Source organism: Plantactinospora alkalitolerans, from assembly GCF_015690345.1.
Classification (GTDB): Bacteria; Actinomycetota; Actinomycetes; order Mycobacteriales; family Micromonosporaceae; genus Plantactinospora; species Plantactinospora alkalitolerans.
Genome location: NZ_JADPUN010000233.1, coordinates 1 through 20,161, shown reverse-complemented (window position 1 = coordinate 20,161; position 20,161 = coordinate 1). Strand labels below are relative to the sequence as shown.

Below are 20,161 nucleotides of genomic sequence, written 5' to 3'. Positions count from 1 at the left end.
GGCCGGCGCGGACCGCTACTTTCAGGAGGTTCTCGGTTGTCAGCGACCGGTCCGGATGCTCTCCGGCGGTCCCAGGTAGCTCGGCCGCAGCCCGCCGGTGTCGACGACGAGCTGCTGCACCACCACGGTCGGGTCGACCATCCAGAACTTCAGCGTGTGTACGCCCGGTGTGTCGACGGGATGGACGGTGGTCGTGACGTTGACGTTGTTGGACGTGTTCCGCTCCCACTGCCGGTTCATCGTCGTGTCGTTCGCACCGGTGCTGGTGGTGACGTTGACGACCTGCGGAGCCGCGCCGTCGACCGAGACCGCGTACCTGAGCCCGTCGGTCGGCAGCACGTTGTTCCGGGGGGACAGGTACGCCGACACCTTCACCGGACCGCTCGTGGTCAGGGTCATCTCGTACTCCAGGCGCGGGCTGTCGCCGCCCGGCGTACGACTGGCCGCGGTGACCGGGAACGGGGTCAGTCCGTCACCGGTCCGGCCGAGGTCCGGAATCCGCTTCCAGTGGACCCCGCCGGTGTCCACCGCCCGGGTGTAGTGCTCGGCCGGAATCGAGACGTAGCCGTTCGCCTCGACGTGGCCCCTCGGCCGCAGCCCCTGCGGGTTGTCCACCACCGCCTGCACCACGACGCTGGCGCCGTTCGGCCCGGTGACCGTGATCGGCACGGTGGTGCTGCCCTTCGGCGCGTGCCGCCAGTCGACCCGGACGTTGATCCGGACCTGGTCGCCGACCCGGCCACCGCGCCGGTCGAGCTTCAGCCACGGCGCGGCGACGTCGACGGTGTAGTCGAACGGGACGGTGCCCCGGTTGAACACCTCGATGTACTGCCCCGGCTGGCTCTGGTACGGGCTGAACGTCGGCAGCACCGCCGGTCCGGTCTCGGCGGGCCACCACCTGTCGGAGCCGTCGATCGCGACACCCAGTTCCGCCGTTGCCGGCACCTCGATCCGCTTCAGGTGCGGGTAGAAGGCATCGGGCAGGGCCTGGTTGTTCAACTCCGGCTGCTGCCAGGGCGCGTTCGGGCCGTACCGGGCGACGTCGCCGTACCCGATCTTGGGTTGGGTCTGGAAGCCGCGCCACTTGCCGCCGGCCAGGGTGTTGTTGTAGTAGTCGGACATCGCCTGGTCCTCGGCGAACCGCTCCTGCGCCTCCTCGGCCATCGCGTTCGTCGCGGCCCGGCCCTGCGCGGCGTAGAGCAGGTTGGTGAACTGCGCCTCCCGCAGCGCGTAGAGGTTCGCCGACGCCTTCACCTGGTAGTAGACGAGCTGGTAGTAGGCGTCGTCGTAGCCGTCCGGGAGCCGGCCCCGGAGCTGCTCGGCCCGCGCGGCGAGCCGCCGCCATTCCTGTACGACCCGGCGCATCTCCTGGTAGTCGGTCAGGCTGTACGGGCCGGTGTCGGTGTAGACGACCGCCGAGGAATCGGTCGCCGGATCCTTGGCCGGATCCAGAGTGATCCTCCGGTTCAGCAGTTCCGGCTTGCGCCGGGCCTGGAGCTGGCCGTACTCGTGCAGGATCTCGCCGATCTCCCCTGCGTACCGGTCCGGGAAGTTCTGTGCCGCGTACGCCTCGTGCCACTCGTCGAGCTTCTCGATCGGAATGCTCGCCGGGTCCCAGGCGTAGTCGAGGAAGAGCTGGAGCGGCAGCTCCTCGTTCTTCATGTCACCGACGTTGACCACCCAGAGCTTGTCGACCCCGTACGTGTACGTCAGGTTCAACTGCTCCCAGGTGCTGGCCAGGTTGATCGTGTCGACCCACTTGTAGTTCCGGCCGCCGCCGACGTAGTCGAAGTGGTAGTACATCCCGTACCCGCCGGCCCGGGCCGGCAGGCTCTGGTCCGGCAGCTTGCGCATGTTGCCCCAGTTGTCGTCACAGAACACCACCGTGACGTCCTCGGGCGGGCGCATGCCCCGGTCCCAGTAGCGCTGGACCTCCTTGTAGAGGGTGAAGACCTGCGGGATGTCCGGCAGTTCGCGGTCGCTGACCTCGTCGAGGATCTGCCGCTGGCTGGCGATGATGCTCTCCATCAGCTCGATGCCGTCCCCGTCGGGCAGGCTGACGTCGCCGTTGCCGCGCATGCCGAGGGTGACGACGCCCTCGAAGTCCTGCTCCTCCATCCGCTCGATGCCGTCCCGCCAGTACCCCTTGAGCGCCTCGGAGTTGCGCCGGAAGCTCCACTCACCGGTGCCGCCGTACGGGTCGGCGCCGCCCCGGGCGTGCCGGTTCCACTCCTCGATGCCCCGCATCATCGGCGCCTCGTGCGAGGTGCCCATCACGACGCCGTACTCCTTGGCGGTGGCGTGGTTTGCCGGGTCGTCCTCGGCGAACGCCCGGCCCCAGACGGCTGGCCAGAGGTAGTTCGCCTTCAGCCGCAGCATGGTCTCGAAGACCTTGGCGAAGAAGTGCCGGTTGAAGCCGCCCTGGTAGCCCGGCGCGAGCCCCGGTCCGAAGAAGTTCGGCGCCCAGGTGCCCAGCGCCGGGTTCTCGTCGTTGATGAAGAAGCCGCGGTACTGCACCGCCGGCGTGCCCTGGGTGTGCCGGCCGGGCAGGACGTGCAGCGCGTCGTCGGGCCGCGCCGGTACGTCGTCCCACCAGTACCAGGGAGAGACACCGGCCTGTTTCGACACCTCGTACGTCCCGTAGATGGTGCCCCGCTGGTCGCTGCCGGCGATCACGAAGGCGCGACGGACACCGGGCAGCGGGTTCTGGACGATCTGCTGTAGCGAGGTTTCCCACTTGCCGGCGATCCCGGTGACGTCGAGCTTGCCGCTGGCGACGAGCTGGTCGATCAGCGGGCTCCTGCCGATGGTGCCGACGAGCACGACCTCACCCTGCCGGGGCACCTGGTCCACGGATACCGCCGGGCGCACCTCGGTGACCCGCTCGATGTCGGTCTGCAGGTCGTGCACCACCCGGACCACGCCGGGATGGTCGCTCGCGCTGACCACCAGCGTCGCGGCCCGGCCGCGCTCGACCAGGGGCAGGCTGCCCGGCTTCGACCGGGACGAGACGAAGCCGGTGGGATCGGGCTTGTCGACGTGTCCGCCGGACGCTCCGGCCGAGGACGAGGCCAGGGCGGGCGCCGCCGTGACGGCGACCGTCAGGCAGAGCAGGACCCGCCAGAGTCTCGAACCGGTGGGTCCGGTGTGGAGGGATGCCGGCGGGCCGGCGGAAATGGACCTTCTCATCGCGCGCTCCGGGCCTGAAGGAGGTAAGGAAAGGGGCGACGTGAAACTTATCGGATATGTACCGGAAAGAAATCTAAACACATCGCAGAACAAGGTCAAGGCCGACGTCGATGTCCAAGGTGTACCTGGCAGCACGAGTCGCGATGACCGACCCGGATTCCGGCCAGGCAAAACGCGATCAGCTCGCCTTTGACATTCATCCTCCGGATCGAGGCTGCTGAAACATTTCGAGCGCCTTCCGAAGAGCTTTTCTGCCCGCCACCGAAGTACACCCGCCGCCCGGCGCGGATCCGGCCGTCGCCCGCAGACCCGGGGATCCGTCGACGTGCCCGACGGGTCGGTCAGGAGTTGGTCCGGGGTACCACCAACCCGGACTCGTACGCGGTGACCACCGCCTGGGTACGGTCGCGCAGCCGCAGCTTGCCGAGCAACCGGCTGACATGGGTCTTCACCGTCTCCTCGCTGATCACCAGGCGGTCGGCGATCTCCGTGTTGGAGAGTCCCTCGGCGATCAGCCGGAGCACCGAGGTCTCCCGCGGGGTCAGCGCGTCGAGTAGCGTCGCCCGCTGCGGCGGCCGCGGGCGCATCCGGGCGAACTCACCGATGAGCCGTCGCGTCACCGCCGGCGCGAGCAGCGCGTCCCCGGCGGCGACCACCCGGACGGCGTCGAAGAGGCGTTCGGCGGTCACCTCCTTGAGCAGGAAGCCGCTGGCCCCGGCACAGAGCGCGTCATAGACGTACTCGTCGAGGTCGAAGGTGGTGAGCATGATGATCCGGGGCCGGCCGCCGTCGCTGCCGCGGATCTCGTCGGCGGAGCCGGGGAGGTTGGGGCCGCCAGCGATCACCCGGGTTGCCTCGATCCCGTCCAACACCGGCATCCGTACGTCCATCAGCACCACGTCCGGTTGCCGGCTCCGGCAGAGCCGGACCGCCTCGGCGCCGTCCGCGGCGCTGCCCACCACGGCGAAGTCCGGCTGGGTGGCGAGCAGGGCACCGAAGCCGGCCCGGACCACCTCCTGGTCGTCCACCACCAGCAGGCGTATCCGGCCCGGTCCGGCCACGTCCGCCGTCGCCGGGCCGGTGGTACCCGGGCCTGCGTCGATCATCCCGTCTCCTTCGGTAGCGGCAGGGTCGCCCGGACCAGGAACCCGCTGACCGGCGCCGGGCCGGCGGTCAGGGTGCCGTCGACCATCGCGACGCGCTCGCGCATGCCGACCAGCCCGTGCCCGACCGCACCGATAGCGGCCTGCCCCGGACCGTTGTCGCGGACGCTCACGCACAGGGTGTCGGCGGTGTAGTGCAGCGCGACGTCGACGGCGGCACCCGGCGCGTGCCGACGCACGTTGGTCAGCGCCTCCTGCACGATCCGGTACGCGGTCAGCTCGATCCCCGGATCCAGCGCCCTGACGTGGCCCCGGACGATGAGCCGGGCGGCGACGCCGGCCGAGGCGCGCGCCTCGTCGAGCAGTTCGTTGAGCTGGTACAGGCTCGGCTGCGGCCGGCGGGTCGGCACGCCCTCGGTGTCGGACCGGAGCACCCCCAGCAGCCGGCGCATCTCGGTCAGCGCGGCGCGTGCCGTCTCCGCGATGCCGACCAGCCGCTTCGCCCCCTCGGCCGGCATCCCGGGGGTGGCCAGGCGCGCGGTCTCCGCCTGCACCGCGATCATCGAGATGTGGTGGGCGACCACGTCGTGCAGTTCGCGGGCGATGCGGGCCCGCTCGCCCCGCGCGACGTGCTCGATCAGGGTGTCCTCGAGGGCCTGCCGGGAGACGGCCCGCTCGGTGGCCGCCCGGCGTAGCCGGCGGGCGATACCGGTGCCCAGCGCCGTCGTGGTGCCGGCGGCGAGCAGCACGGCGGAGAGCCGGCCGGTGCCGGCGGGAAGGGCCGATCCGCCGCCGGTGGTACCGGACAGCCACAGCGGACCGAGCAGGGCGTACCCGACGAACGGCAGCACCATCGGCGCGGCGACCCACGGAGAGTGCCGCCGGCCGACCAGGTACAGCACCGCGAGCTGGGCGACCAGGCCGGCACCGGTGAGCCGGGGCAGGGTGGCCAGGCTCAGCGAGGACGCCACAGTCATCGTTCCGGCCGCGATCACCAGGTGGGTGCGGGCGACGGCCAGCGGCACGGTCGCGCAGAGGGCGAGCAGCAGCGCGATCGACACCCTCGGCCCCGAGTCGGTCACCCGCAGCGCCACCTCGACCATCGCGAGCATCCCGAGCAGCAGGCCGGCGGTCGTCGGCCACTCCGGTGCGGCGGTCATCCGCCGGCCGACGGTGACCGCCCGCTCGATCAGAACGCTCGGCTGGCTCACGTAGGCCATTGTCGCCGGACCCGGGACTGCCGGCGTCATCCCTGGTCCGGCGTTCGTCCGTCCCCCGGAAGAGGGATGGAGCCGGCGACGATCACCCGTGTCGGTACCGGTCAAGACTGCTCCTCGGCGTGACGACCGGGGCCCCGCCGGCTCCGTAACCTCGCGGCATGGAAGCAACCATCGAGGCCCGGGGCCTGCGCAAGCGGTACGGGTCGACCCTCGCCGTGGACGACCTGTCGTTCACCGTCGCGGCCGGGCAGGTCACCGGCTTCGTCGGGCCCAACGGCGCCGGCAAGTCCACCACGATGCGGATGATCCTCGGGCTGGACGCCCCCGACGGCGGTACCGCGCTGGTCGGCGGGCGTCCCTACCACTCGCTCCGTACGCCGCTTCGTGCGGTCGGTGCACTGCTCGACGCGGGGGCCGTGCACCCGGGCCGGCGGGCCCGCGACCATCTGCTCTGGATGGCGCACTCGAACGGCCTGCCGAGGCGTCGGGTCGACGAGGTGATCGAGCAGGTCGGCATGGGGCCGGCGGCGCGGCGCCGGGCCGGTGGCTTCTCGCTGGGCATGCGGCAGCGGCTCGGCATCGCCGCCGCGCTGCTCGGTGATCCACCGGTTCTGCTCTTCGACGAGCCGGTCAACGGGCTCGACCCCGAGGGCATCCGGTGGATCCGTGGACTGCTGCGGTCACTGGCCGCACAGGGGAGGGCCGTACTGGTCTCCAGCCATCTGATGGGCGAACTCGAGGGCAGCGCCGACCATCTGGTGGTGGTCGGCCGAGGACGGTTGATCGCCGACACCAGCGTCGCGGCGCTGCTCGCCACCGCGTCGGGTGACCGGGTCGCGCTGCGTACCACGAACCGGGCCGAGGCGATGGCGGCACTCGCCAACGCCGGTGCCACGGTCGCGGCGATCGACGCCGAGACGGTCACCGTCTCCGGGCTGCCCGCACAACGGGTGGTCGCGCTGCTCACCGAGCGTGGATTGCCCTTCTCGGAGGTCGTCGCGCACCGGGCCTCGCTGGAGGAGGCGTACATGGAACTCACCCGGGACGCCGCCGAGTTCCACACCACCGTCGGCCAGGAGGCCTGAATGACCGCCACGACGACACCGTCCGGGGCCGGCTTCGCCGGGCTGCTACGGGCGGAGTGGACCAAGCTGCGCTCGGTGCGCCGCTGGGCGCTGACCATGCTGGCGGCGATCGCCCTGACCGTCCTGATCTCGCTGCTCAGCGCGGCGAGCAGCAGCTTCCAGACCATGGGGGGCTCGGCACCGCCGATCGGCCCGGACGGCGTCCAGGTGCAGGACACCTTCCGGTTCGTGCACCAGCCGATGACCGGGAACGGCGAGGTGACCGCCCGGGTACTGGAGCAGTCCGGCGTGGAGGGTGTGATCGCCGGGTGGGCCAAGGCCGGCATCATGATCAAAGATGGTGCCCGTCCCGGCGCCCGGTACGCCGCGATGCTGCTCACCCCCGGTCACGGGGTGCGGTGGCAGACCAACTTCGTCGTCGACCGGGCCGGTAGCGCCGGCGGCACGGCGCCGGTCTGGCTGCGGCTGACCCGCACCGGCGACACCCTCACCGGGTACGAGTCGACCGACGGCACGAACTGGCGCCAGGTCGGCAGTGCGGAGCTTTCCGGACTGCCGGAGACGGCCGAGGTCGGGATCTTCGTCGCCTCGCCGAACTTCGTCCGGGTCGAGCGCCAGTTCAGCGGCACCTCGGTGAGCGCCACCCCGACCTGGAGCACGGCCCGGTTCGACAACGTCGGCGTACGCCCGGCCGGGGCACCCTCGGCGGCGCAGTGGCGCGACGAGGAGATCGGCGTGATCGGTCTGGGCGGACCGGACGCCGCCGGTGGACCTGCCGCGCCGGAGGGACCCGGGGCTCCGGACACGCCGGACCTGCCCGACGCGGCCCGGGTCAGCGGGGTTCCGGACAGCACCGGAGCCAGCACGGTGACCGGGACCGGCGACGTGGCACCACGCGCCCCGGACGAGGACCTGACCCGGATGAGCCTCAGCGGAGTACTGATCGGGCTCATGCCGATCGTCGCGCTGGGCGCGCTCTTCGTCACCGCCGAGTACCGCCGGGGCATGATCCGGACGACCTTCGCGGCGAGCCCTCGGCGGGGCCGGGTGCTCGCCGCAAAGTCCCTGGTGCTCGGGGCCGCGACGTTCGTCGCCGGGCTCGTCGCCTGCGTCACCGCGTTTCTGGCCAGCCAGCCCGGTCAGCGGGCCAGCGGATACAAGCCGCCGTACTTCCCGTCCCAGTCGCTGCTGGACTGGCCGGTGTCCCGGGCGGTCGTCGGCACCGCACTCGTACTGGCCCTCGTCGCGGTGTTCAGCCTGGCGGTGGGCACGATCCTGCGGCGCAGCGCCGCCGCGATCACCGCGGTCATCGTGCTGATCGTCCTGCCGCAGATGGTTGCCGGCGCGCTGCCGCTGACCGCCGCGCAGTGGCTGATGCGGTTGACGCCGGCGGCCGGCCTGTCGATCCAGCAGACCGCACCCCGGTACGAGCACGTCGCCGGAATCTGCCTGCCGGAGTCCGGCTGTTTCGTCGACGGGCCATGGGTCGGGGTGGGCGTGCTCTGCGGCTACGTCGCGGTGGCCGTCGCCGTGGCGTACTGGCTGCTCCGACGGCGGGACGCGTGAACGGGTGCGGGGGAACATGCGATCAGCGGGCCCAGCGGGAAGACGCCGGGAGCGGGCGTAGGGAGGAGACGCCGTGACCGTGCACGCGGAATGGACGAAACTTCGCACGTTGCCGAGCACCACCTGGCTGGGCCTGACGGTGCTCGTCGCCACCGTGGCGTTCAGCGCACTCGCCACGCTGGCGGTGGACACGTCCCAGTGCCCCACTCCGACCGAGTGCTTCGAGGACACCACCCGGGTCAGTCTCTGGGGGGTCCGGGTCGCCCAGGTGGCGGTCGCGGTGCTGGCCGTGCTCGCCGTGACCAACGAGTACGGCAACGGACTGATCCAGACGACGCTCGCCGCGAACCCGCGCCGGTGGACCGTACTGGCCGCGAAGGCGGCGGTGGTCACGGCGTTGGTGCTGGCCGCCGCCGTACCCGGGGTGCTCGGTTCGTTGCTCGCCGGCCGGTTCATCCTGCCCGGCAACGGCTTCGCCCCGGCCAACGGGTATCCGCCGCTGTCCCTGGCCGACGAGCCGACCCTGCGGGCCGCCGTGGGCACGGTGCTGTATCTCGGCCTGGTCGCGTTGCTCGCGATCGGCGTCGGAACGGCCGTCCGGGACACCGCCGGAGCGATGATCGTGGTGTTCACGCTGCTGTTCAGCTTCCCGGTGGTCACCCAGCTCGTCAGCGACCCGAAGTGGCAGGAGCGGCTGGAAAAGGTGGCGCCGATGACCTCCGGGCTGGCCGTCCAGGCCACCACCGCGCTGGAGCGGCAGCCGATCGGGCCGTGGGCCGGACTCGGTGTCCTGGCCGGCTGGGCCGGTGCCGCGCTGCTCGTCGGCGCGCTGCTGTTCCGGTTCCGCGACGCCTGACCCGGCGGACCCGGGGCCGGAACGGGGGTCGACGTCGTAGCCTCACCAGCGACGACGACGTCGGGACACACCGGGGTCGGGAGACCGATGGCGCTTCCCGGCCCCTGTGCCGCACGCCGGACCCGATCCGCTACCCACGATGGTCCTCCATGGCGGGATCCCGGTCCGCCCATCCGCCCGGCTTCTTCCGAGGCTGAACAATGAGCAATGCCGTCGCCAACTGGGCACCAGCTACGGGCAGAGCAGTCTCGGGACCGTAAACGCTGAGCACGAACAGCGGAAACGGTACGGCGAAGAGCAGGACCGCAGCCAGTCTGAACCAGTACCAGCGAACGTCGGTCAGCAGACGCAGCACTCCCAGGCAGAAGGTGGCCGCGACGCTCACGAACGCCCACAACGGGCCGAGCCACACGACCCCGACGACTATCAACAACAGGCTGTCGACGAGGGGTGCGCCCGGGCGCAGATCCCAGAGGGCATAGCCGGCATAGCCCGCCATACCAACACCGAGGTAGAGCAGCACGTGCATGCCCAGCCAGAGGACGGTCGGTAGCTCGGCGAGACGGCGGAGCGGCCGCCAGGGAAGTACCTCGGCACTCATACCTGCATGGTACCGACGCCAGAGACGGCCAATCGGAGATCGATGAACGGGATCGTGTCACCGTCGAGGACGTATCGATCGACCTCGACGTAGCCGTGCCGTTCGGCGAACCGTAGACCCTCCTCGTTGGAGGCCAGGACAACGGTCTCGACGACTCGGGCGCCGACCTCGTAGGCTGCGGTGAGTGCCTTGTCGTACATCTGTCCGCCGAAACCTTGCCGGCGATGCTCAGGCAGAACGCGGACGATGACCGTCGCCGTCGCCTGGTCGCCCGTCGGCGGACGGACCGTCGAGCAGCCCACGAGCGTGTCGCCATGATAGGTGACGTTCAGGCGGTTGCGGTGGGCACGCGCTCGGACCTCCTCCGCCGAGAGCGGACCGGTGGGGATTATCAAGTTGTGGACGTACTGCCAGTCCGCGCGAGTGGCATTGTCGCCGTCCGGCCGCACCGTTTCGAAGCGAAGATCACCCATCCGGACAGACTAAATTAGGCGCTGGCAGTCTTCTGGTGCGGCTGACCGGCCGGTGGGTGATGCCGGGACGTGCGTAGAAGCGAGCAGCGGATTCGGGGGCGAGGGCCAGGCCGTAGCCGTTCGCGATCGCGATCAACCAGTCGTCAGGCTGTTCGACGACGGCGCCGATGCGGACGAGACGGCCGTCGCGTTCGTCGACGGCAAGCCAGTAGTCCCGCCAGGAGCCGGTCTCGGCGGGGGCCGCGACGAACGGCTCGTCCCAGAGTTCCGGAAAGCGGCCGGCCGGCTGGCTGGCTGGCTGGCTGTACGAGTGGGCTGCGCCGGCGGCATCGGCGCCAGCGCAGCCCATGATCCGCGGGGGCGGAACCTCTAGTCGCCGCTGTTCTTGATCGCGTCCTCGAACTCGGTACGGCACTGGTCACCGCCGGTGTTCCGCCACTGCTTGACGATGTCGTCCCAGGCCGAGACGGGCTTGCGGCCACTGAGGATGTCGTTGTTCGCGTCGTTGATGATCGTGCCGAGCTGGCCGGACTTGCGGGACCAGGTGTCGGAGAAGACGCCCAGGGTGGGATCCTTGATCGCCGTCGGGATGATCGACGCCTGGTACTCGTACGACCTCCGGGTCGCTCCGGGCTCGCCCGGTACGAAGATCACATCGGGGGCGTCCACGATGTACCGGATGCCGAGCACCGTCTGACTGACCCCGGCCTGGGTCAACGTCGGTCCACCGCCACGCATGTTGTAGTGCGTACCGGCGACGCCGTACCGGCGCAGCAGCCACTCCTCCGTGCCGAACGGCGCCGCCAGCCAGTTGCAGACCTTGAGCAGTGCCCGGATCCGACCCTCGTCGGCCTTCTTGAAGGCGGTGAAGTTGTTGGTCGCCTGGGCCTGCCAGGTGGCGGCGAAGCCGCCGCCGTCGTGCAGCGGCGGACGCATGCCGCCGATCTCGAACTTCGGTCCGGCGATGTTCTCGGCGAAGAACTGTGGCCAGGCGGTGTACCGGTCGGAGATCAACAGGGCGCTGCCCGCGTTGAACCACTTCTTGACCGGAGCGTTGTTGCTGAAGCTGTCCGGATGGACCACGCCGTCCTTGACCAGCTGGGCCGCGTCGGCGAGAGCCTGCTTGTACTCCTCGCCCTCGTAGGCGCTGACGAGCTGGCCGCCCTCGAGCCGCCACCGCCACGGGTTGCCGAGCATCTGCCGGATGAAGTCCAGCGGTGAGGAGGCCAGCGCCCAGCGGTTCGCCCGGGCGTCGGTGACCTTGCGGCAGACCTCCCGGAACTCGGCGAAGCTCTTCGGCTGTGGATTGGCGCCGAGCTGGGTGAACAGGTCGTCGCGACGCATCATCATGGTGCCGCCGACACCACGCGGCACCGGCAGCCCGTAGATGCCGCCGTTGTAGCGGCAGTCCCGCCACGACTCGGTCGGCAGGTTCGCCAGGAACGGATACTCGTCGACCGCGCCGCCGGAGAGGTACGGGGTGAGGTCCTGGCACTTGGCGGCGAGCCAGGCCGGCAGGTTGGCGGTACCGGCCGGCAGCCCGTTGGGGGTGTACAACGCCGGCACGATGAGGTCCGGCAGGTCGTCCCCGGCGACCAGGGTGGCGAACTTGGTCGGCATGTCCGGGTTGGGCACGATGGTCAGTCGCAGGTCGACACCGAGCCGCTTGTTCAGTTCCTGCCAGAACGGGTTCTGCCCGAGGGCCGGTGGCACCGGGGAGTTGGTGAGCACGAAGGCGGAGACCGGCCCGCCGTCCCCGGGGGCGGAGTTGGTCGCGCGTACGGCCGGCTCCGGATACTTGAGGAAGGCGTCCAGCAGACCCTGCGGGTTGCCCCGCAGGTCCGGGGTGACTCCGGTGTACGGGGTGTAGTTCGGCAGTCTGACCGAGCCGCTTGCCTGGTTGTTGCCGCCGCCGGTGGGGCCGCCGTCGCCACCGCACCCGGCGAGCAGGCCGGGGGTGGCGACCGCGGCGGCGGTGGTCAGCGCGCCGGTGAGGAATTGCCGGCGGCCGATCGACGAAGAAGTGGTCAACGTTGCTCCTTGGCATAGCGCCGGAAGGCATCGGATGGGAGAAGCGGGATTCAGCCCTTGACCGCGCCGATCAGCACGCCCTTCGTGAAGTGCCGTTGTACGAAGGGGTAGACGACGAGGACCGGGACGATGGAGAGCACCAGGATGGCCATCTGGATCGCCTCCTGGGGCGGCAGTGCGACGCCGGCGGCACCGAGCTGGTCGACTCCGATCTGCGTCTGGTTGATCACGTACGTCCTTAACACGAGTTGCAACGGCCACTTGGCCGTGTCGTTGAGGTAGAGCAGGGCGCTGAAGAACGCGTTCCAGTACGCCACCGCGTAGAACAGGCCGATGACCGCGAGTACGGCCTTGCTCAGCGGCAGGATGATCCGGAACAGGATAGCGACGTCTCCCGCGCCGTCGATCCGGGCGCTCTCGATCACTTCCTTCGGCAGCTCCATGAAGAACGCGCGCAGGATGATCACATTGAATGCGTTGACCGCGACCGGCAGGATCAGCGCCCAGTACGTGTCGAGCAGGCCGAGACTCTTCACCACGAGGTAGCTGGGGATGATGCCCGGGGTGAAGAGCAGTGCGAACAGGACGATCATCAGTAGCGGCCGGTGTGCGACCGACCTGGGCCGGCTGAGCCCGTACGCCAGCAGGATGGTGGCGGCCATGCTCAACGTCGTACCGGCGACGGTGACGAAGAGGCTGACCAGTGTCGCCCGGGTGACCACGCCACCGGAGAGGATCGCCTGGTACGCCGCGAAACTGACCTCGTCCGGAAGGAGTACGAAGCCGCCGTCGCGGGTGATCTGCTCCCGGGTGGCGAGACTGGTGGAGACGATCCCTACGAACGGGACGACCACGACGGCACAGCAGGCGGCCAGGATGACGCCCTTCAGCGCGCGTACCGGTCTCGAGGCGACCGTGACCCCGGCGATGGTGGGTCGACTGCTCATCTCTGGTAGACCCCCTGCTCTCCGAACCGGTGCGCCAGTTTGTTGGCGCCGAGCACCAGCAGCAGCCCGACGAGGCCCTTGACCAGTCCGACGGCGGCGCTGACCCCCCAGTCACCGGCGAGGATGCCGTTGTTGTAGACGTACGTGTCGAGGACCTCGCTCGCGTCCGCGCCGACCGCCTGCTGCTGGAGCACGATCTGTTCGAACCCGACGGTCAGTGCGTCGCCGAGCCGCAGGATCAGCAGCAGCACGATCAGGCTGCGCAGTCCGGGCAGGGTGATGTGCCACAGTTGCCGCCACCGGCTGGCTCCGTCGACCGCCGACGCCTCGTAGAGGGTCGTGTCGATCCGGGACAGCGCGGCCAGGAAGAGGATGGTCGCCCAACCGGCGTCCTTCCAGAGCACCTGTCCGGTGACCAGCGCCAGGAAGGCGTCAGGGTTGCTGATGATGCTGACGGTGCCGAGGTCGTGTTCCCGGAGGAAGTTGTTGAGCAGGCCACCGTCGCCGAGCAACTGCATGAAGATCGCGACCACGATCACCCAGGACAGGAAGTGTGGCAGGTAGAGGATGCTCTGGACGGTCCGTTTGAGCCGCTCGGACATCAGACTGTCCAGCAGCAGGGCCAGGGCGATCGGTGCGGGGAAGACGATCAGCACCTGGAGCAGGGTGATGATGAGGGTGTTGGTCAGTGCGTTGAGGAATGCGGGATCTCCGTTGACGATGACCTGGAAGTTGCGCAGGCCGGTCCAGGGACTGTCGAAGATGCCGATGAAGGGCTGGTAGTCCTTGAAGGCGATGACATTGCCCAACCAGGGCAAATAGTGGAATGTCAGTAGGAGTGCCACGCCGGGCACTGTGGCCAGCAGCAGGATCCGGTCCCGCCGTACCCGATCCCACCACGTCAACCGGCTCACCCCATTCTGTTCGGGCCAGCACGCGGGATACGCGGGCAGTTGAACACGATGGATCGCGAAAGTTCCGGAAGTTTCTCCGTTACGCGCAGGTAAACCTATGTTCGATCTTGAATGTCGTCAAGGCCGACGCCAATGCCGACGGGACCGATCTCGACGGACTGACCGGCCGGACTTCCGGCATTCGAATTGCCGTCCGCCAGTCTGTGTCGGGCGGCCGGACAGATCTCAGTGCTGGAGCGCCCGGACCATCACCGTGAGGTCCTCGTCGCCGAGCCCTCGCTCCACCGCCCGTTGCCACTGCGCCGCCAGGCTGTTGGCGACCGCGAACCGGTCGATCTCGACCTCCTGGAGCGCCAGGTTGACATCCTTGAGCGCCAGGGACAGCGGATACTGCGCCGAATACTCGTCCTGGCCGATCCGCTGCAACTTCTCCTCGGCCCACGCGGAGACCAGGGGACTGCCGTGGAGCACGCCGAGCACCGCGTCGCGGTCCAGGCCCAACGAGTGACCGAGCGCCATCGACTCGGCGATTCCCTCGGCCACGAAGGCCAACAGCATGTTGTTGACCAGCTTGAGCCGGGAGCCGGCTCCGGCCGGCCCGGCCCAGACGGTCCGCTGCCCGATCGCATCGAAGACGGGTGCGATCCGGGCGCGGGCCTGCTCCGGGCCGGAGGCGAGGATGACCAGTTGGCGCCGCTGTGCGGGGCCCCGGCTGCCGGCCACGGGCGCGTCGAGCAGTACGACGTCGGGGCGCTGTGCCCGGACCAGGTCGACGATCCGTTCCGTTCCGGAGACGCCGATGGTGCTCATTTGGGCCCAGAGGGCGCCGTCCCGCATCGCGGCCAGCATGCCCTGGTCGACGGCGATGGCGCGGACGGCGTCGGCGTCGGTGACCATCGTGATCACGATATCTGCCCGGCGGGCCGCGTCGGCCGGGCTGTCGGCCACCTCGGCGCCCTGCTCGGCGAGCTGCCGGGCCGGTCCCGACCGGCGGTTCCAGACGACCGTGGGCAGACCGGCCCGGACGATGTTGGCGGCCATCGGCTGACCCATGCCGCCGAGCCCGAGTACGGCCACCCGCTGCGCTTCCGCCATCGGACCCTTCCCCCCGTAGCACGCTGCCCCCTCCGGCAGCGTAGGTCAGCGCGGGGCGCCAGCGACTCGGAATGCGGTCCACTCACCCGGGGCGGGCTGGACCACCGGCGGAGCGGGTCGCTTTTCGCCGTGGCCGCACCCTCGAGTGCTCAACCGGCGGGGTACGGCTGTTTCGCCAGCAGGTGCGCGAGGTGCGCGGCGTTGGTGGCGAGGGTCTTGGTCGCGTTGCCGGTGGTGTCCGGCTTCGGTCCGGCATCCCGGTAGTCGGTGCCGCCCATGGCCTCGCCGACCCAGTACGTGGAGGCGCTGGCGGCGACGGTGAAGCCGACGTCGTTGAGGGCCTGGAGTACCTCGGCGGTGACGTGGTGCGCGCCGTCCTCGTTACCGACGACGGCGACCGTGGCGACCTTGCCGTACGTCGACAGCCGGCCCTCCGCGTCGGTCTCGGACAGTTCGGCGTCGAGGCGCTCCAGCACCATCTTGCAGACGCTCGACGGCTGGCCGAGCCAGATCGGGGTCGCCACGACCAGGATCTGCGCATCCATCAGCTTGGCCCGGATCGCCGGCCACGCGTCGCCGTCGCCCTCGTCGGTGGAGACGCCGAACTTCACCTGGTGGTCCACCACCCGGACCAGTTCGCTGTCCACGTCGTGGTCGGCGAGTGCCGTGAGCACCTCCCTGCCCAGCAGTTCGGCGCTGGACGGCGCGGGGGACGGCTTGAGCGTGCAGCAGAGTACCAACGCACGGAGGGTTCCCACGGGACTACTCCTGAACTCGATCTTCAGTCGGACCCCGCTGCTCATACCCCGCGGTCGGCCGGGCGAATCGTCCGCTCGATCCGCCCCTGCCGACCTGCTGCCGGCAGGGGTGTGGCACCACTGCCGGGACGCATCAGGTGGCCAGGGCGGACGGTGGCCAGCTCTACAGCGCGTGCCGGAGCCAGTCCTCCACGCCGGCGACGTGCACGGTCGCCCAGGACCGGGCCAGCTCGGGTTCCCGGGCGACGATCGCGTCGACGATGGACTGGTGCTGCTCACGGGTCCTGGTGACCGCGCCCTGCTGGGTCAGGCCGCGCCAGATCCGGGCCCGGGTGGTCGGCCCGGAGAGGCCGTCGATCAGTGAACAGAGCACCGTGTTGCCGGCGCCCGCCGCGATCTGCCGGTGGAAGTCGAGGTCGTTGCTGACCAGTGCCTCGATGCCGGGGTCGGTGCCGAGACCGTCGAGTGTCGCCTGGAGTTTCACGATTCCCTCCTCGGGCATCCGCTGCGCGGCGAGCGCGGTCGCGGCCGGTTCGAGGATCCGGCGTACCTCCAGGAACTGGAGCACGGTGTCGTCGCGGTGGAAGTCGACCACGAAACTGAGCGCGTCGAGCAGCAGCGGCGGTTCGAGGCTCGTGACGTAGGTGCCGTCGCCCTGTCGTACGTCCAGCACCCGGATGATGGACAGTGCCTTCACGGCCTCCCGCAGCGAGTTGCGGGACAGCCCCAGCCGTTCGGCGAGGTCGGCCTCCTTGGGCAGCCGGTCGCCGGGACCCAGCTCACCCGACGTGATCATCTCTTTGATCTTGTCGATGGCCTCGTCAGTCAGTGCCATGTCCACCTCCGCCGGGGATCATTGTCCGCCGTCGGTGCCGGGCCCGGCCGGTGGCCCCCGTCCGGGTGTGGCGCGCGGCCGGTGCCATGACCGGCACCGCCCGGAACGCCGGCACGGCCCGGTCCGATGCGATCCGTCGGGCGATCGCCGCCGGCCCGGACAGGACATGGTGGCCTTCGCCGACCCCGCAGACCTGGGCCGACGGCGACCGGACGGCGATGTGCGTCGGCTACCGGCCGCGCGGCCGACTTACCGACTCGGTGCTACCGCAACTGCGCCGACCGTCCGCTCGTCAGGCGCGGAGGCCGCCGTCGACCGGCAGGCAGACCCCGGTGACGAAGGAGGCACGATCACTGAGCAGCCAGGCGGCGGCCTCGGCGATCTCGTCCGGTTCGGCGGCCCGGCGTAGTGGGGTGAGCGAGTTGAGCCGGTCGACGGCGGCGGGTTCGTCCTCCGCCCACTTGCGGATCACCCCGGTCATCGTGGTGCCGGGCGCGATCGCGTTCACCCGGATCCCCTCCGGCCCGTGCTCGACCGCGGCGGTCTCGGTGAGGCTGTTGACCGCCCGTTTCGTCGCGGCGTACGGCCCCAGTCCCGGCGAGCCCCGAAAGCTGCCGACACTGCTGTTGTTGACGATCGCCCCGGTCCCGGCGGTCGCCCGGATCGCCCGGATCTCGGCGGTCATGGAGAGGAAGACACCCTTGTAGTTGACGGTCGTGACCAGGTCGAAGTTCTGCTCCGTCGCATTCACCATCGGGGTGTGCGGCACGGAGACACCGGCGTTGTTGAATGCCACGTCCAACCGGTTGTGCAGCCGGATCACGGTGTCGACGGCGGCCTGGATACTGGCCGCGTCGGTCAGGTCGGTGATGACGTAGTCGGCCCTACCGCCGTCGCTCCGGATCTGGTCGACCACGTCGGCGAGTTGGGACTCCGTCCGCGCCGCCAACACCACCGCGGCGCCCTCCCGGGCGAACAACCGGGCGGCCGTCGCGCCGATGCCCCGGCCCGCGCCGGTGATGAACGCGACCTTGCCACTGAGCATGCCGGGCCGGGTACCGGGCGCCTTCGAACCTGTCATGAAATTCTTCCCCATCGCGCGAGAACGACCCGCGGCCGGACGTGTATCCGCGGGCACCGGTCATTCCGAGAGCTGTACGTGTCCCTGGGTGCCGATGGCCTCCAGATCCCAACGCTTGCCGAAGGCCTGCAACCGGAGGAGCTTGATCCGGCCGAAGTCCTGTGGCAGGCAGGGGTTCAGGGTGAGCTGACCGTCCCGGGCCTCCAGGCCGAGCAGGGTCCGGAGGAAGAGCAACGGTGCGGCGCTCGCCCAGGCCTGTGGCGTACAGGCGGTCGGATACGGCACCGGTTTGCGTCCGTACGACCGGTCGTAACCGGCGAACGCCTCGGGCAACCGGTGTTCGGAGAGGTCGGCGGCCTCCAGCATTCCGACGATGATCCGGGTTGCCTCGGTCTGGAAGCCGTAGCGGTTCAGGCCGTGCGCGATCAGCGAGTTGTCGTGCGGCCAGACCGTTCCGCTGTGATACCCGATCGGGTTGTAGCAGGTGTTGCTGGTGGAGGTGGTCCGGACGCCCCAGCCGGAGAACATGTGACCGGCCAGAAGCTGGTCGGCGATGATTCTGGCGCGCTCCGGCGGGACGATCCCGCTCCAGAGGAGTTGCCCCATGTTGGAGGTCATCGAGTCGATCGGGTTCTTGTCGCCGTCGAGCCCCACGGCGTAGTAGCCGCCCCGTTTGTCGATCCAGAAGTCCTCGTTGAAGCGCTGCCGGAGCCGGTGCGCCTCGGCGCGCAGTCGTTCCGCGAGTTCCGGATCCCCCAGGGGCCCGTCGGCGAGCTCGGCGGCCCGCAGCTTCGCGTCGTAGGTGTAGCCCTGGACCTCGCAGGTCGCGATCGGCAGCACCGGGATCGTGCCGTCGGAGTAGGCGATCCCGTCGGGCGAGTCCCGCCAGCAGTGGTTGCCGAGTCCCTGCGGTGAGCGGGTGGCGTACTCGACGTATCCGTCGTTGTCCATGTCGCCGTAGTGGTCGATCCAGCGCAGCGCGGCGTACACGTTGTCGCGGTACTGCCGGACGAAGTCGTCGTCGAGCGTCCAGCGCCAGTACTCGGAGAGCAGGATCAGCCAGAGCTGGGTCGCGTCGGAGGTGCCGTAGTACGGATTGTGCGGCTTCTCGCCGGTACGGGTCAGCTCCCCACTGCGTACCTCGTGGAGGATCTTGCCGGGTTCCTCGTCCCGGAAGTCGTCCAGTTTCGTGCCCTGGTAGTTCGCGAGCATCCGGAGGGTGCCATGCGCGAGGCGCGGTCCGAAGCAGACCGTCTGGTACGCCGTGACCAGCGAGTCGCGACCGAAGATGGTGAGGAACCAGGGCAGCCCGGCGGCCGGCAGCACGATCGTCTCGTCGCCCACCTTCTGCTCGATCCGGAGTGCGACCAGGTCCAGCTTGGACTTACGCAGCACCCGGTTGATCAGCTCGGAGTCGAAATCCTGGAGTGGGCAGTCGGTGTGCCAGATCTCGGTGGGATCCTCGCCGACCAGGTCGAATCCCTTGCCGAACTGGCGGTGCAGCGATGGCATCTCACTGGGCCGGCGGGGCAGTGCGACGGTCAGTTCGGCGTGCCATTTCATTCCGGGCTCCAGCCGGAGGTCCCAGATCAGGTCGTTCTCCTCCACCCGGTCCGCCGGGGGTGAGGACTTGAGGTCGGTGACCGCCTCGAAATCGGCGTTGCGGTAGGTGAAGCGGAGACCGGAGCCGTCGGCGGGGTGGTCCCGGGTGATGTTGGCCGAGCGGTCCCGTACGCACTGTTTGATCTCGAAGAGGTCCGCGAAGTCGGTGCCCACCCGCAGGCGCAGTTGCACCGACTGCACCTCGTTCGCGAAGCACTCCAGCTCGATGCGCTCCTGCATGGCCTCGCTGATGAAGCGTTGCCGGCGCACCCCGACGCTGTTCGTAGGAACGTGCGGCAGGTCCGCGTTGGTGAGGAAGAAGGCCGCGGAGTCGTCGTCGACGGTTCCGGAGCTGAGTATGAGCAGCGGGGCACCGCCGAGAGTCAGTTCCCAGTGGCTGAGCAGGCGGGTGTCGTCGTGCACCAGACCGCCGATCGTGCCGACCGGCACGTCGCCGGCGGCGTTGCTCACCATGAACGAGCGGCCCTCTACCACGGCGACGGCGTCCGGGCCCAGCTCGGGTGGCTGGGTGCGTACGACCGAACTCGGCGCGTCGACGCCGGCTGCCAGACCCGGAGTCGGGTCAGCCGGAGTGGGACGCCGGACAACATTCGTCACGGCTGCCCCTTTACCGGACGAGAAGCATGGCCATCCTGTCGTTCGCCAGCCTAGGCAGGTCCGGCCCGGCGGCGGTGCCGAATGCGAGAACCGGACCCGGAACCGGGCCGGGAAGGCGCAGGTCGACCGGGGGCCGGGGTTCGTCGGCCCGCCCATGCCTGTCCGGGCCGACGAACCCCGGCCCCCG

Annotated in this window: 17 protein-coding genes; 3 read left to right on the top strand and 14 right to left on the bottom strand. The window is 69.8% G+C overall.

Annotated features, from left to right (window positions below):
* Nucleotides 1–39: 39 nt before the first annotated feature.
* From I0C86_RS26450 to I0C86_RS26440, 3 genes are all read right to left on the bottom strand, one after another.
* Nucleotides 40–3,189: a glycosyl hydrolase 115 family protein gene (locus I0C86_RS26450; protein WP_196203995.1), complete on the bottom strand. Its 3,150-nt coding sequence runs from the start codon at nucleotides 3,187–3,189 to the stop codon at nucleotides 40–42.
* A 341-nt stretch (nucleotides 3,190–3,530) separates the two neighbouring features.
* The gene (locus tag I0C86_RS26445; RefSeq protein ID WP_196203994.1) at nucleotides 3,531–4,295 is read right to left on the bottom strand and encodes a response regulator; all 765 of its coding nucleotides are present in this window, start codon (nucleotides 4,293–4,295) and stop codon (nucleotides 3,531–3,533) included.
* Nucleotides 4,292–5,503: a sensor histidine kinase gene (locus I0C86_RS26440; protein ID WP_323373854.1), complete on the bottom strand. Its 1,212-nt coding sequence runs from the start codon at nucleotides 5,501–5,503 to the stop codon at nucleotides 4,292–4,294. The genes I0C86_RS26445 and I0C86_RS26440 overlap by 4 nt, the downstream gene beginning before the upstream one ends.
* A 167-nt stretch (nucleotides 5,504–5,670) precedes the next feature.
* Here I0C86_RS26440 and I0C86_RS26435 point away from each other — a divergent pair, with 167 nt between their 5' ends.
* From I0C86_RS26435 to I0C86_RS26425, 3 genes are all read left to right on the top strand, one after another.
* Nucleotides 5,671–6,597, top strand: a complete 927-nt coding sequence (locus I0C86_RS26435) for an ABC transporter ATP-binding protein (protein ID WP_196203992.1) — start codon at nucleotides 5,671–5,673, stop codon at nucleotides 6,595–6,597.
* Nucleotides 6,598–8,163, top strand: coding sequence for an ABC transporter permease subunit (locus tag I0C86_RS26430; protein WP_196203991.1), 1,566 nt, complete (start codon nucleotides 6,598–6,600; stop codon nucleotides 8,161–8,163). It abuts the gene before it with no gap.
* Nucleotides 8,164–8,236: 73 nt separating this feature from the next.
* Nucleotides 8,237–9,019, top strand: coding sequence for an ABC transporter permease (locus I0C86_RS26425; RefSeq protein WP_196203990.1), 783 nt, complete (start codon nucleotides 8,237–8,239; stop codon nucleotides 9,017–9,019).
* A 130-nt stretch (nucleotides 9,020–9,149) separates the two neighbouring features.
* Here the strand turns inward: I0C86_RS26425 and I0C86_RS26420 are convergent, their stop codons facing one another.
* The 11 genes from I0C86_RS26420 to I0C86_RS26370 form a co-directional block, all read right to left on the bottom strand.
* Nucleotides 9,150–9,620, bottom strand: coding sequence for a hypothetical protein (locus tag I0C86_RS26420; RefSeq protein WP_196203989.1), 471 nt, complete (start codon nucleotides 9,618–9,620; stop codon nucleotides 9,150–9,152).
* A complete protein-coding gene (locus I0C86_RS26415; protein ID WP_196203988.1) occupies nucleotides 9,617–10,093 on the bottom strand; it encodes a GNAT family N-acetyltransferase in 477 nt (158 codons plus the stop codon). The genes I0C86_RS26420 and I0C86_RS26415 overlap by 4 nt, the downstream gene beginning before the upstream one ends.
* Entirely contained in the window at nucleotides 10,086–10,442 is a 357-nt protein-coding gene (locus I0C86_RS26410) for a LysR substrate-binding domain-containing protein (RefSeq protein ID WP_196203987.1), read from the bottom strand. The genes I0C86_RS26415 and I0C86_RS26410 overlap by 8 nt, the downstream gene beginning before the upstream one ends.
* A 20-nt stretch (nucleotides 10,443–10,462) precedes the next feature.
* On the bottom strand, nucleotides 10,463–12,124 hold the full coding sequence (locus I0C86_RS26405) for an extracellular solute-binding protein (RefSeq protein ID WP_196203986.1): 1,662 nt from the start codon (nucleotides 12,122–12,124) through the stop codon (nucleotides 10,463–10,465).
* Between the two features lie 50 nt (nucleotides 12,125–12,174).
* The gene (locus I0C86_RS26400; protein ID WP_196203985.1) at nucleotides 12,175–13,071 is read right to left on the bottom strand and encodes a carbohydrate ABC transporter permease; all 897 of its coding nucleotides are present in this window, start codon (nucleotides 13,069–13,071) and stop codon (nucleotides 12,175–12,177) included.
* Nucleotides 13,068–13,985: an ABC transporter permease gene (locus tag I0C86_RS26395; RefSeq protein ID WP_196203984.1), complete on the bottom strand. Its 918-nt coding sequence runs from the start codon at nucleotides 13,983–13,985 to the stop codon at nucleotides 13,068–13,070. Before I0C86_RS26395 ends, I0C86_RS26400 begins: the two co-directional genes overlap by 4 nt.
* Before the next feature lie 225 nt (nucleotides 13,986–14,210).
* Complete coding sequence (locus tag I0C86_RS26390) at nucleotides 14,211–15,080, bottom strand: NAD(P)-dependent oxidoreductase (protein WP_196203983.1); 870 nt, start codon at nucleotides 15,078–15,080, stop codon at nucleotides 14,211–14,213.
* Between the two features lie 149 nt (nucleotides 15,081–15,229).
* Nucleotides 15,230–15,838 carry a flavodoxin family protein gene (locus I0C86_RS26385; protein ID WP_323373853.1) on the bottom strand — a complete coding sequence of 203 codons (609 nt, stop codon included), beginning with the start codon at nucleotides 15,836–15,838 and terminating at the stop codon, nucleotides 15,230–15,232.
* A gap of 163 nt (nucleotides 15,839–16,001) precedes the next feature.
* Nucleotides 16,002–16,673: a FadR/GntR family transcriptional regulator gene (locus tag I0C86_RS26380; RefSeq protein ID WP_196203981.1), complete on the bottom strand. Its 672-nt coding sequence runs from the start codon at nucleotides 16,671–16,673 to the stop codon at nucleotides 16,002–16,004.
* A 292-nt stretch (nucleotides 16,674–16,965) separates the two neighbouring features.
* Nucleotides 16,966–17,754, bottom strand: coding sequence for an SDR family NAD(P)-dependent oxidoreductase (locus I0C86_RS26375; RefSeq protein ID WP_196203980.1), 789 nt, complete (start codon nucleotides 17,752–17,754; stop codon nucleotides 16,966–16,968).
* 60 nt (nucleotides 17,755–17,814) lie between these two features.
* Nucleotides 17,815–19,974 (bottom strand): amylo-alpha-1,6-glucosidase, encoded by a 2,160-nt coding sequence (locus tag I0C86_RS26370; protein WP_323373852.1) that lies wholly within the window; start codon nucleotides 19,972–19,974, stop codon nucleotides 17,815–17,817.
* Nucleotides 19,975–20,161: the final 187 nt, after the last annotated feature.